The sequence below is a fragment of the Patescibacteria group bacterium genome, assembly GCA_035529375.1.
Lineage (GTDB): Bacteria > Patescibacteriota > Microgenomatia > PFEM01 > JAHIFH01 > DATKWU01.
Window position 1 is genome coordinate 1 of record DATKWU010000011.1, and the last position, 11,257, is coordinate 11,257.

Sequence of the window (11,257 nt, forward strand, 5' to 3'; positions counted from 1 at the left end):
TTCATAGCGCTTAATTACTTCTTTTTTTTCCATAGCCGTTAAATGTTCATGGACTGTAGCTAAAGAAGAAACGTTAATTGCTTCAGCAATCTCTGTTAGAGTTGGTGAATAACCACTTTTCTGAATATATTGGGAAATAAAATCAAGAATTTGTTTTTGGCGTTTATAAAGAGTAACTGGCATCTCACCCTAACAATACCCGAAGAAAAAAACCTTGTCAAGAGGGAAAAAAGATGCGAGCTGGGGAGAACAGTAGAATGAGATATTCTCCCCAGCCAGGGATTTACGGATGGGCTCTAGCCTAGATGAACTAACCTCCTTACTAATACCTTCCGCATTCTCCCTAGGTCCCCCGGCCAGATCGACTTCTTCTCTGGCTTTGGCCTGTCACCTCCGTTGTACTTTCGGAAGATAAAACAGGCATTGCAGAGGCCCTTATGAACTTGATCTACCTCTTCCCCACAGTTTGGATTCTGACACTTCACTTCCACAATCTCCTTTCAACTCCTCATCCACAACGTCCTCATTTATACGTCAAAAGGGCTTTTAGCGCTTTTGCCATTAGCCCTTGGAAATAGGAAAAAGGACAGCGTCCTTTGGCTGTAATTATATTCAATTTTCTTTTAGCTGTCAAATTCTAGACAAAATTAATGATTATCTATAAAATGGTCTTATGAAAAAAATCTTGATTGTTTTCTTTCTTTTCTTTTTTTCTTTCACCTCTTTTTCTTTAGTTTTTGCTTCAGAAGAATTTGAGACTTCCTACCAAGTCCGTTATCAGGTCAACCCTAATGGTCTGACTCAGGTCACCCAAAGCATTGCTTTAACTAACAAACTTTCTAATGTCTATGCCACCCAATATTCTCTTCTCTTCCAAACTAGTCAAATTGAAAATATTAAGGCGAGAGATAATCTTGGCCCTTTAGAGGTTGAGACTAAACAAACCAATAATTCAACCGAAATCAATCTCAAATTCAACCAACAGGTGGTTGGTACTGGTAAAACCCTTGACTTTACTGTCTCTTATGATGCCCCTGATTTAGTTGATAAGACTGGCCAAGTCTGGGAGGTTTCGGTACCTAAGTTAGCCAATGCCGCTGAAATGAGTAATTATCAACTCCAACTAGTCGTGCCTACCAGTTTTGGCGCCACTGCCTATATTAGTCCCCAACCTATTTCAATTAGCTTAGAAGAAAATTTTCAGATCTTTAGCTTTACTAAAAATCAGCTGGCCCAATCAGGCGTCAGTGCTGCTTTTGGCCAATTTCAGGTTTTTGATTTTATCTTTGACTATCACCTTAAAAATGATCGTCTTGCCTCAACCACCACAGAAATTGCTTTACCACCAGACACCGCCTATCAAAAAGTCTATTATGAATCACTTGAACCAAAACCAACTAATGTTCGGGTTGATGAAGATGGCAATTGGCTAGCCAGTTACACTTTATCAGGTAACCAGAGATTAAATATTCAAGCCACGGGGCAAGTAAAAGTCTTTTCTCAACCCCAAAAGAATTTCCCAGCTACCAGCCAAGAAACGCTCCAAAAAAACCTCCAAGAACAGAAATATTGGCCAGTCAATCATCCAGAAATAAAAGAGATTACCAGTCAATTAAAGTCAATTGAGGATATTTATGATTTTGTGGTTGATTATTTAGGCTATAATTTTGACCTGGTTAAAGAAGGAGCCGAAAGGAAAGGAGCTTTGGCCGCCTTAAAAGAACCTGACCAATCAATTTGTATGGAATTTACTGATCTTTTTGTTAGCTTAGCTCGGACTTTAGGCATTCCAGCCAGGGAGATTAACGGCTATGCTTATACCACTAACCCCAAACTCCGACCTTTAAGTTTGGTGGCCGATGTTCTTCATTCTTGGCCAGAATATTGGAACGATGAAAGAAAAATCTGGGTTCCAGTCGATCCTACTTGGGAAAAAACAACTGGTGGCATAGATTTCTTTCATAAGGCTGATTTGAATCACTTTGCTTTTGTCATCCATGGAGTTGATAGTCAACTGCCTGCACCCGCTGGTTCCTACAGAACTCAAGAAGATGGCGGCAAAAATATTCAAATTAGCTTTGGTAAATTTAAAGAATTACCTGACAGTAAAATAGAAGTGGAATTTGCTCTCCCCAAATCTATTTTTGCTGGTTTGAAAACAAAAGGAAATATTATTATCCATAACTTAGGACCAACTGCCATCTATCACCTGCCAACTAATATCTCCGGAGAGGGGATTATGATTAATTTTGCCTCCTCTGACGAATCGGCTCTCATTCCTCCCTTTGCTAAGCAAGAGATTCCCATTGAAGTTTATAGTAAAAATTGGTTTGAAGTTGGCTCAGCAAAAATTAATCTTTCTCTTGACAGTCAAAAATATAACCAAATAATAAAAATCAAATCATTTATCTGGCAGGGAATTCTACCAGTCATTGGGGGGCTAATTCTCCTAACCGCTATTTTGCTGGCCATTTTTAAATTGACATCAAGAAAATTACGTGGTACAAAAAAACTAGAATGAAAAAGGTTATTCGCTCTTTTGTTATCAACTTAGCTGCCATTATTATTATTAGCCAGTCGATTGAGGGTTTTATTGTCTCTGGAGGCTACCAAGGGATCCTTTTTACAGCGGCGGTCTTGACTGGCGTTAATTTAGCCATCAAGCCTCTAGTCAAACTTCTCCTCCTGCCTATTAATCTCATCACTTTAGGGGCTTTTCGTTGGGTGGCTAATGTTTTTAGTCTCTATTTAGTCACTCTTTTGGTCCCTTATCTGGAAATCATTGGTTTCGCTTTTCCTGGCTATGCTTACCAGGGATTTATTATTCCTGAAATGTATCTTGCTAAAATTTGGGTTCTGGTTATCTCTTCTTTTCTCATTAGTCTAATCACCACCTTCCTTTTTTGGCTTTTTCAATAAGCAGTGCTATAATTCCAACAGATTATCAATGAGCAATCTTTTAACCATTCTCCAAATAGTTTTTTCGATTGGCTTGATTACAACTATTCTTTTACAAGCCCGGGGGACTGGCTTAGGTAATTTATTTGGTGGAGCTGGTGGTGAATCCTATCGATCAAAAAGAGGGGTTGAAAAGATTCTTTTTTTGGCCACAATTGGTCTGGCTATCGGCTTTCTGCTCATCTCTGTTGTTAATATTTTTGCTCAATGAGGATTGCCAAACCTCGTTATTACGTTCGCCTAATCCGCGCCTTTTGGCAAAAACACCGCCGGGTCATCCTCATTTCTCTGACAATCACTATTCTCGCCGTCTTTTTTCTTCCTAAACTTGTCAGTCTAAATCCAATTAAACGTCAGGAAAAAATTGGGCTAGCCGGCAGATATAATCTTACCAATCTACCAAACGAAATTATCAGTTTGATCAGTTATGGTTTAACGATTCCTTTACCAGATGGGTCAGTTGAACCAGGTTTGGCTGAGTCTTGGGAAGTTCGTGAGGATGGTAAGATCTATATTTTTGCCATTAAGGAAAATGTCCGCTGGCATGATGGCAGTGAAGTTCTAGCCAAAGATATTAATTACAATTTCAGTGATGTCAGTGTCACCGTTCTTGATGATCACCATATCAAATTCGAATTAAAAGAATCTTTTTCTCCTTTCCCAGTCGTTGTTTCTCGGCCTGTTTTCAAGAATAATCTTATTGGCCTGGGCGACTACAAAGCCAAGAAAATCGAGAGAAGCGGCCAAATAATCAGAAAATTAGTTCTTGTTCCAGCCAAAGACAGCGCAAAACCCAATCTCATTTTTCATTTCTTTCCTAATGAAGAAGCGGCCAAAACCGGTTACAAACTAGGTGAGGTTGATTACCTCGAAGAAATCCTGGCTCCAGGTGAATTGGAAAACTGGGACAATACTAAGATTGAGAAAGGTGTTAAATATGATCGCTACACGGCTCTTTTTTTCAATACCCAATTAGACAAATTTGCTGATAAACCCATTCGTCAAGCCCTAGCCTATGCAATTGAAAAAAGATGGGAACCTCGGGCTTTAAGTTTTTATAATCCCGATTCTTGGGCCTACAACAGCACCGTCAAACCCTATGATAAAGATTTAGAAAATGCCAGAACTTTACTAGGAGAGGGTGGAGAAGAAACCGTCAAACAGATCAAACTCTCAACCATTCCTTCACTGGCTAATATTGCCGAACAAATTAAAAGTGATTGGCAGGAATTAGGAATTGAAACCGAAATCCAATTTATCAACAGTCCGGATGAAGAGTACGAAGTCATCCTCGTTAATCAACAAATTCCCCGAGATCCAGACCAATATGTTCTCTGGCATTCAACCCAAGTAACTAATCTGAGTAAATATAAGAGCCCTAAATTAGACAAACTCTTAGAAGACGGCAGAAAAACCTTGAATCAGGATGAAAGAAAAACAATTTACCAAGACTTTCAAAGATTCCTAGTTGAAGATTCACCGGCCGTTTTCCTCTTTTATCCCACGATCTACAGCCTCTCAAGAAAATAGAAAAGACCACCAGTTTTTGCTATAATCAAACCAGATTGGACGGATGGCGGAATTGGCAGACGCGTACGCTTCAGAAGTGTATGGCTTTGAGCCGTGAGGGTTCGAGTCCCTCTCCGTCCACCCGTTTTTAATAGGCGGACGTGCTGGAACTGGTAGACAGGCAAGCTTGAGGAGCTTGTGGTAGCAATTACCGTGAGAGTTCAAGTCTCTCCGTCCGCACAAAAAGGGCGATTAGCTCAATTGGCAGAGCGTTTGGTTTACATCCAAAAGGTTGGGGGTTCGAGACCCTCATCGCCCACCAGGCAAGGTAGCCAAGGTGGTCACGGCGCGTGTCTGAAAAACATGAGATGGCGGTTCGACTCCGCCCCTTGCCACTACTCTGATATAATAAAAAACAATGCGGGAGTAGCTCAGCTGGCAGAGCGTCTCGTTGCCAACGAGAAGGTCGCGGGTTCAAATCCCGTCTCCCGCTCCACCATATTCATAATTCATATTGCGAGGTCGTCTAAAGGTAGGACAGTGCACTTTGAATGCACCAACGATGGTTCGAATCCATCCCTCGCAGCCAAGACGGGCACCTCAAAGGTAACTATAAGTAATATGACACATAAATGGTACAAAGGCGTTGAGTTAATAACTCCGCATATCTTTAAAATAGATACTCCCAACGGTAGTGGGACTGGTTTTCAAATTTCTTACTCTAAAAAAAAGAATCTACTAGGAGTGGCTACTGCTTATCATGTTGTTTCTCAAGAATATGAATGGGAACAACCAATAAAAATGACTCATTACACATCTGGTAAAAACGTGTTTTTAAAAGAAAATAGAGTGATAATACCATATCCAGAAAATGATCTCGCTTTTATCTTATTTAATAAAAGAGACATTCCGGTAAAGCCTGTGCTTGACTTGCCTCCTTTTGGAAAATGGGTGAGGTCTGGCTCGGAAATAGGTTGGTGTGGATTTCCCTTAATCTATCCTAGTAAATTGTGTTTTTTTGGAGGACATGTAAGTAGTTATTTAAAAGATAGAAATTCATATTTAGTTGATGGGGTAGGAATTAATGGAGTGAGTGGTGGTCCAGCCTTTATAATGAGTAACAAAAGCGATGAAGTGATGGTGTGTGGGGTTATCTCGAGTTACTTACCTAATCGTATCAGAGGAGAAGCACTACCAGGGTTATGCTATGTTTCATCTGTTGAACCTTACCTAAAAATGTTAGAGGGTTTTCATTCATTGGATGATGCTGAAAAAAAAGCAGAAGAACAAGAGTCTCAAAAATCGGAGATCCAACCGCCTTCTCTTAAAAAGAAAACGGCAAAAAAATCTACAAGATAAAATGATTCAAGATCGACTTTTATCATAAATTAAGGACTATGATGATGAAACGATTCTTGACTAGTACACTCAGCCAACACGGACACCACAGTGTTATCAAATCTAAAATAAAACTAAATACTTGCTTTATTAATGCTCTTGGAGTATAATAGCGTTTGCATTGGCAGATTGAAGGAAAACATCTGCTTAATTTCGGAACAATTTTTGATTAGATGAGTTAAAGATAATAAAACTCCAAATAATATTTTCTTTTTAAGTTTGTATCTTTTTCCCTATTCATAACTTGACTTCTTATTTAAGCAGTTGTCTTCCTTCAATTTATATCTTCATCAATAGTCCAACCCCTGATAAAGATCAAGCTGGCTACCAATTTTTTGGTTGAACGAGTTTATGAAACTAATCGTTAACCAACTTGTTATCACGATTGAAATGATGGTTAAAAAAACTGCTACTAAGCCAATCTTCTTTGATTTTTTATCTGATTGACGGAGATATTTAATCGCCGGCCAGATTCCCAGAGGGGGTAAAAAAAAGCTCACCAAGTAAATTAATAACTGTTTTAAAAGAGTTGTTGATAAGGGCTTCTCTTTTAGTTTTTTCCCACAATTCGGACAAAAATAATCTGATAAAGAAATGTTTGATTGGCATTCGGGGCACGTAGTTTGAGACTCCATATAATCTTAATACTACTCTTAAAGATGAAACAGGTCTAGATTTATCTGTTCAGCGAAAAATTTTACTGGAAAATTGTTAATCTTGAATGATTGAAGATTGATGGAGTAGAATCTGAGTCATGAAAAGATCTTTTGTCTTTCACCCGCTTCTTTTGGCTCTTTATCCTCCCTTAGCTTTTTTTATTCATAATCTTAGTGAACTTGAACCAAGATTAATCTTTATCCCTATTCTAATTATTCTTGGCTACAGTCTTTTTTTCTGGTTAATTATCAATCTTATCTTTAGAAATCTTAAAAGATCAGCTATTTTTGTTTCTCTATTTTTAATTTTCTTTTTTTCTTATGGCCATGTCTCTAATCTTCTCCAAAAAGTCATTGAATCTAAATTACTTCTTAAATATGATGGGTTTTTTCTGCTTCTTTGGCTAATCTTTTTTATTCTGACAAACTACTTTCTCTTCAAAAAAATAAAGACCCAGCAAAGAGTTGACCAAATCACCAAATTTTTAAATGTTGTTAGCCTGGTTTTGATTTTAATTTCTTTTGGCCAGTTAATTAACTACTCTTATCAATCTCGCTTTCTTCATCAGGAAATCTCCTCAACCAGAAAACAAGAAATCAAACAAGCCCAATCAACCAGGAGAATAGAACTACCAGATATTTATTATCTTATCTTTGACCGCTATGCCAGCACCCAATCCCTTAAAGATTATTATAACTATGACAACAGTAATTTTATTAATTTCTTAACCCAAAAAGGCTTTTATGTGGCCAATCAAAGTTACGCTAATTATCCAATTACTGATCTTTCTTTAGCTTCCTCTTTAAACATAGAATATCTTGATCTCCTGAGTCGAGCCGTTGGTCCCGGTTCAGGTGATTTTCGACCACTCTACGAAAAATTTACTAACCACCAAGTCGGCAATTTTCTTAAAAGCCAAGGTTATCTTTATTACCATCTCGGCTCTACCTGGTGGCCAACTGGCGGTAATAAAAACGCTGACGTCAATTATCGCTATCAACATCCTCGGCCTTTGCTTGTCTTTCTTTTTAAATTTCTGGAAACCACAGCTCTTTACCCCCTTTATTCCGGTTCAATTATGGTTAACGAAAAAGATCTGATGCAACCACTGAGTTATGAAGCCCTGACCCGAGAAACGACCTTGGATCAATTAGAGGCGATCACCAAAATTCCTGATTCACCTGAACCAAAATTTGTTTTTGCCCATGTTCTCTTACCCCACGAACCCTATGTTTTTGATCAAAACGGCCGCTTTCTCTCAAGAAAAGAAGCGATTGAAGGCGACCGAAGAAAACTTTATCTTAATCAACTCATCTATACCAACCAATTAATAGAAGCAATGATTGAAAAGCTTTTGGTGAAAACTAAAGGTCAGGCAATTATCATCCTTCAAGCTGATGAAGGTCCTTTTCCTAAAAGATATAAAGAAAACGAATATGTTTTTCAATGGAACCAAGCAACCATTGATGAACTTAAAGAGAAACTGAGTATTCTCAACGCCTATTATCTGCCTAATATTAATCAGACTGGTCTCTATCCTTCGATTACGCCAGTCAATACTTTCCGTTTAGTTTTCAATCTTTATCTAAGAACCAGTCTCCCTCTCCTACCAGATGATATTTATGTCATTAAAGACAGAAAACACCCCTATCAATACATTAACGTTACCAGCAAACTCCGTTAAGTCATTAGATAGAGAATTCTTTGAGAATCCTTAATGACTGACTTCTCCTGAAGAGTAAAAAACCGCTTGAATTCTTTTTCAAAATTTGCCTGGGTGTAATCAGTAAAAATATCTTCTCGATTAAGCAAAAGTCGTTGAACCTGAGAATCAGTTTTCGGTACAAATTCAATAATCAAAGACTTGCCAATTTGATGAAAAAATTGAGCAATTTTACCTAAAGGCAGATTATTAGAAATTGCCAGATGATGAACCAGAGCTAAAGCTAAAACCATTGCCGCCGGACCGCGTTCCTTCAAGGATTTTCTTTCTTCATTAGCCCAACCCAAACTAGGACTGGGATTAGTTAAATCAAATAGAAGTGGTAATAGATTCTTTTCTTTCTTTTTCCTGACCTGAAGATAATTTTTTTCAACTGTATTCGGATCAAAATCAAAAGCCATTACCTGAACCCTTCTTTTCAAAGCCAAACGACTAAATTCACCGGTATTAGCCCCTAAATCCCAAACAGAATCAGGTTTAACTTGATTCAAATACTTTTTAACTAATTGTTTCTTATGAGCAAAAGCCTTTCGAGAATAATTAGTCGCCGAATAATAATCTTGCCATTCTGTTTTAGTTTCTCGCCAGTCTAATTTTTTAATGGTTGCTTCCAAATTATTAATTAAGGATACAAAAGCCTGATTACCGGTTTTCATTCTTCTTTGCTGTAAAGAAACCTTTTTACCAGCCAAGTGTTTTTGACTCTTAGCGTGAAGGTGAAGATGAGCAAGGAGAGATAAATTAAACCAAGTTTTTTTAGGTAAAAGTTTAACCACTAAATCTAAAGGCAAACCATCAAGATAGACCTTTAGTAATTGATTTAAACGAACATCAGTTAAACTCATTAAAGCCAGGGGCGCCAGAAAATGCTGGCAAAATTGACGATAAGCTACCCAAGGTTTACCCTCCTCATGTTTTTCAAAAGAAAGCGTGTCGATTAGAATTGGCTGACCCTTAAGAAATTGAAGATTATAAGCACTAGCGTCTTTTAGAGACATCCCGTATTCAAAAGCAATTTTTTGAATTTTAAGAGTCACCAAAGCCGTGTCTTTTAATTGACTAAAGCACCATTCATAAGGATAAGAAATAAAAGGAATTAATTGGGGTTTAATGACTTTATAAACTCCTCGAGAAGCAAACTGTTTAGGATTAATTTCCTGATGAGAAATCAATAACTTTTCTTTAACTAATCTTTGATAAAGTCCAGATTTGATCAAAAGGTCGTAATCATCTTTATAAGAATTGTTAACCTGTCTGTAGATCTCTCTGTCCTGATAAAAAACCTGACCACTCGGATCTCTAAAAGAGCTTGATTCTTTAATAATTTTTTTCTTCATTGCTCTTGGCTTTAAAGGGGCTTTTCAAAGAGGCAATTAATTTCTTTAGTAAATTAGACCAAAAAGATTTGGTCAGATAAAGGCCACCAAGAAAACCACCAATAATTAATTGAATAAAATAGCTGCCTGTTCCTGGATCAAGATAAGCCAAAGCTTGAGAAGGAAAAATAAAAAAGAAAAGGATTAAAAAAAACAAGACTTTCATTTTCATTAAAAAACCCTCTTTCCAAAGCTAAAATGATTATAGCATAACCAAAGTTAATAACAAAAAAATAACCCTCAAGACTTATAGTATTTGACCGTCAACAAATTTTCTGCTATGATAAACTCCATAAGACTGAATCGTTCAGTCTCTAGCAAAATTGACAGGAGGGATACAGTGGCGAAAGCTAAAGTAGTAATGAAGGAGAGAAGAACCTACGAGTGTAATGCGGGTGTTCACTCCCTCAAGGTGTCGGCCTACTACAAGGATCCGAAGATTTACGGACTCACTATATCCGGTTCAATTGTAGTAGAGAACCATGGGCTCGAGCCGCTAAACGAGGCAGCGATTGAACGGACGAAGGAGTGGTTCTTCAAGAGGCTCGTGGTCCGCAACCTCTCCAATTCTCCAGAGTGCCTGGAGATCTGGAGAAGAATTGAGGTTTGGTTCAGGGAAATTCTGGCCACAGAACCTCAAGTTGAACCCGAGCGTCCGGTTCAGCAAGTGGCTCATAAATCCCTCTGGCAGAGATCCCTCTGGGGCAGTCTCAGGTCCTGAGCCAACAAACACTGGCCTTTTTGCTCACTAAGAGCAAACTGGAGGGTCATACCCTTGTAGACTAAATCTACGCCAACTTTTTTTTCTTTTTAGAAATTCAAGAAGTAATGAATCTTTGCTTTTTGTTTAAGTTCTTCTAGCCAGGAGCTAAATTTTTCTGACAGCTTTTCTTGTTTGAGCTGTTCTTCAATATCACCTTTAACCTCTTCAAGAGTAACATCTTCACCAATAAGCTCTTTGTTTTCCTCGAAATAATTACTTATCTCTTCCTCAGAAACGGCAATGTCTTTTCCCAAAACTTTTTCTATAATTAACTGGATTTTTATTTGTTCACCAATGGATTTTCTTGACTGACCTTGAGCTTGGAGGAGTTCATCTAAATCAGAACCTTGAGAGGCTAATTGAGTTTCGATCTTCTTGATTTCTTCATCAATATCTGCTTGTTCAACCTTAATTCCTAATCGCTTGGCTTCTTGAATAATTAAAGATTGAGAAATTAAATTATCAAGGGTTTGCTGACCACTTTGTTTTTCCAACTCTCTGTCTAAAGCAAAACGGGTGATTGGAGAATTGTTAACCAGAGCTGCCAGAAAAAGATGTTTAAAATTAAACAAAAAGCCAAAAACAACAAGTAAACTCAAAATAACAATCAGGACTTTCTTTGTTCGCTCATCAAATTTAATCTTTGAGAATGCCTTTATCTTTTTATCAAATTTAATCATAAACAGGATTGTAACATTTCTTTTCTATAAAGTGCAAATTTGCTATAATAATCTAAATCTAGCCGAGGTGGCGGAACTGGCAGACGCGCGAGACTTAAAATCTCGTGGTGGTAACCCCACCGTGCGGGTTCGACTCCCGCCCTCGGCACCCGGAGAGTGGCGCAGTTGGCTAGCGCGCGCGCTTTGGGAGCGC

At 38.0% G+C, this 11,257-nt stretch carries 12 protein-coding genes and 7 tRNA genes; 14 read left to right on the forward strand and 5 right to left on the reverse strand.

Going from position 1 to position 11,257, the window contains the following annotated elements; translation table 11 throughout:
• On the reverse strand, positions 1–183 hold a 183-nt coding region (locus VMY36_03155), incomplete at its 3' end, for a repressor LexA (GenBank protein ID HUV42876.1).
• 490 nt (positions 184–673) lie between these two features.
• On the opposite strand from VMY36_03155, the gene VMY36_03160 reads away from it, so the two are divergent.
• The 11 genes from VMY36_03160 to VMY36_03210 all read left to right on the forward strand — a co-directional run bounded on the left by VMY36_03160 (position 674) and on the right by VMY36_03210 (position 5,826).
• On the forward strand, positions 674–2,521 hold the full coding sequence (locus VMY36_03160; GenBank protein ID HUV42877.1) for a transglutaminase-like domain-containing protein: 1,848 nt from the start codon (positions 674–676) through the stop codon (positions 2,519–2,521).
• The gene (locus tag VMY36_03165; protein HUV42878.1) at positions 2,518–2,919 is read left to right on the forward strand and encodes a phage holin family protein; all 402 of its coding nucleotides are present in this window, start codon (positions 2,518–2,520) and stop codon (positions 2,917–2,919) included. The genes VMY36_03160 and VMY36_03165 overlap by 4 nt, the downstream gene beginning before the upstream one ends.
• A 28-nt stretch (positions 2,920–2,947) precedes the next feature.
• Positions 2,948–3,169, forward strand: coding sequence for a preprotein translocase subunit SecG (gene secG, locus VMY36_03170; GenBank protein ID HUV42879.1), 222 nt, complete (start codon positions 2,948–2,950; stop codon positions 3,167–3,169).
• On the forward strand, positions 3,166–4,488 hold the full coding sequence (locus tag VMY36_03175; GenBank protein HUV42880.1) for an ABC transporter substrate-binding protein: 1,323 nt from the start codon (positions 3,166–3,168) through the stop codon (positions 4,486–4,488). The genes secG and VMY36_03175 overlap by 4 nt, the downstream gene beginning before the upstream one ends.
• Positions 4,489–4,525: 37 nt before the next feature.
• Positions 4,526–4,608 (forward strand) — tRNA-Leu (locus VMY36_03180).
• Between the two features lie 14 nt (positions 4,609–4,622).
• Positions 4,623–4,707, forward strand: a tRNA-Leu gene (locus VMY36_03185).
• A gap of 6 nt (positions 4,708–4,713) precedes the next feature.
• A tRNA-Val gene (locus VMY36_03190) sits at positions 4,714–4,789 on the forward strand.
• Positions 4,790–4,862 (forward strand) — tRNA-Phe (locus tag VMY36_03195).
• Between the two features lie 25 nt (positions 4,863–4,887).
• Positions 4,888–4,963: transfer RNA gene (locus tag VMY36_03200), tRNA-Gly, on the forward strand.
• 19 nt (positions 4,964–4,982) lie between these two features.
• Positions 4,983–5,056: transfer RNA gene (locus VMY36_03205), tRNA-Gln, on the forward strand.
• 32 nt (positions 5,057–5,088) lie between these two features.
• The gene (locus VMY36_03210; protein HUV42881.1) at positions 5,089–5,826 is read left to right on the forward strand and encodes a serine protease; all 738 of its coding nucleotides are present in this window, start codon (positions 5,089–5,091) and stop codon (positions 5,824–5,826) included.
• Between the two features lie 329 nt (positions 5,827–6,155).
• On the opposite strand, the gene VMY36_03215 is transcribed toward VMY36_03210, so the two are convergent.
• Positions 6,156–6,500 (reverse strand): zinc ribbon domain-containing protein, encoded by a 345-nt coding sequence (locus VMY36_03215; GenBank protein HUV42882.1) that lies wholly within the window; start codon positions 6,498–6,500, stop codon positions 6,156–6,158.
• Positions 6,501–6,619: 119 nt separating this feature from the next.
• On the opposite strand from VMY36_03215, the gene VMY36_03220 reads away from it, so the two are divergent.
• Complete coding sequence (locus tag VMY36_03220) at positions 6,620–8,206, forward strand: sulfatase-like hydrolase/transferase (protein ID HUV42883.1); 1,587 nt, start codon at positions 6,620–6,622, stop codon at positions 8,204–8,206.
• On the opposite strand, the gene VMY36_03225 is transcribed toward VMY36_03220, so the two are convergent.
• Both VMY36_03225 and VMY36_03230 read right to left on the reverse strand, forming a co-directional pair.
• On the reverse strand, positions 8,203–9,582 hold the full coding sequence (locus VMY36_03225) for an SAM-dependent methyltransferase (protein HUV42884.1): 1,380 nt from the start codon (positions 9,580–9,582) through the stop codon (positions 8,203–8,205). The genes VMY36_03220 and VMY36_03225 overlap by 4 nt on opposite strands.
• Entirely contained in the window at positions 9,563–9,787 is a 225-nt protein-coding gene (locus VMY36_03230) for a hypothetical protein (protein HUV42885.1), read from the reverse strand. The genes VMY36_03225 and VMY36_03230 overlap by 20 nt, the downstream gene beginning before the upstream one ends.
• Positions 9,788–9,961: 174 nt before the next feature.
• Here VMY36_03230 and VMY36_03235 point away from each other — a divergent pair, with 174 nt between their 5' ends.
• Positions 9,962–10,342 carry a hypothetical protein gene (locus VMY36_03235; GenBank protein HUV42886.1) on the forward strand — a complete coding sequence of 127 codons (381 nt, stop codon included), beginning with the start codon at positions 9,962–9,964 and terminating at the stop codon, positions 10,340–10,342.
• Positions 10,343–10,431: 89 nt separating this feature from the next.
• Here VMY36_03235 and VMY36_03240 read toward each other — a convergent pair whose 3' ends face one another.
• Positions 10,432–11,064: a SurA N-terminal domain-containing protein gene (locus tag VMY36_03240; GenBank protein ID HUV42887.1), complete on the reverse strand. Its 633-nt coding sequence runs from the start codon at positions 11,062–11,064 to the stop codon at positions 10,432–10,434.
• Positions 11,065–11,125: 61 nt separating this feature from the next.
• Between VMY36_03240 and VMY36_03245 the strand changes: the two genes are divergently transcribed.
• Positions 11,126–11,212 (forward strand) — tRNA-Leu (locus VMY36_03245).
• Positions 11,213–11,257: the final 45 nt, after the last annotated feature.

What these genes read in the sequence shown, in the direction of transcription:
- VMY36_03215 (HUV42882.1), bottom strand. Translation starts at nt 6,500, where the DNA reads ATGGAGTCTCAAACTACGTGCCCCGAATGCCAATCAAACATTTCTTTA.
- VMY36_03220 (HUV42883.1), top strand. Translation starts at nt 6,620, where the DNA reads ATGAAAAGATCTTTTGTCTTTCACCCGCTTCTTTTGGCTCTTTATCCT.
- VMY36_03230 (HUV42885.1), bottom strand. Translation starts at nt 9,787, where the DNA reads ATGAAAGTCTTGTTTTTTTTAATCCTTTTCTTTTTTATTTTTCCTTCT.
- VMY36_03165 (HUV42878.1), top strand. Translation starts at nt 2,518, where the DNA reads ATGAAAAAGGTTATTCGCTCTTTTGTTATCAACTTAGCTGCCATTATT.
- VMY36_03160 (HUV42877.1), top strand. Translation starts at nt 674, where the DNA reads ATGAAAAAAATCTTGATTGTTTTCTTTCTTTTCTTTTTTTCTTTCACC.
- VMY36_03240 (HUV42887.1), bottom strand. Translation starts at nt 11,064, where the DNA reads ATGATTAAATTTGATAAAAAGATAAAGGCATTCTCAAAGATTAAATTT.
- VMY36_03175 (HUV42880.1), top strand. Translation starts at nt 3,166, where the DNA reads ATGAGGATTGCCAAACCTCGTTATTACGTTCGCCTAATCCGCGCCTTT.
- VMY36_03210 (HUV42881.1), top strand. Translation starts at nt 5,089, where the DNA reads ATGACACATAAATGGTACAAAGGCGTTGAGTTAATAACTCCGCATATC.
- VMY36_03225 (HUV42884.1), bottom strand. Translation starts at nt 9,582, where the DNA reads ATGAAGAAAAAAATTATTAAAGAATCAAGCTCTTTTAGAGATCCGAGT.
- secG (HUV42879.1), top strand. Translation starts at nt 2,948, where the DNA reads ATGAGCAATCTTTTAACCATTCTCCAAATAGTTTTTTCGATTGGCTTG.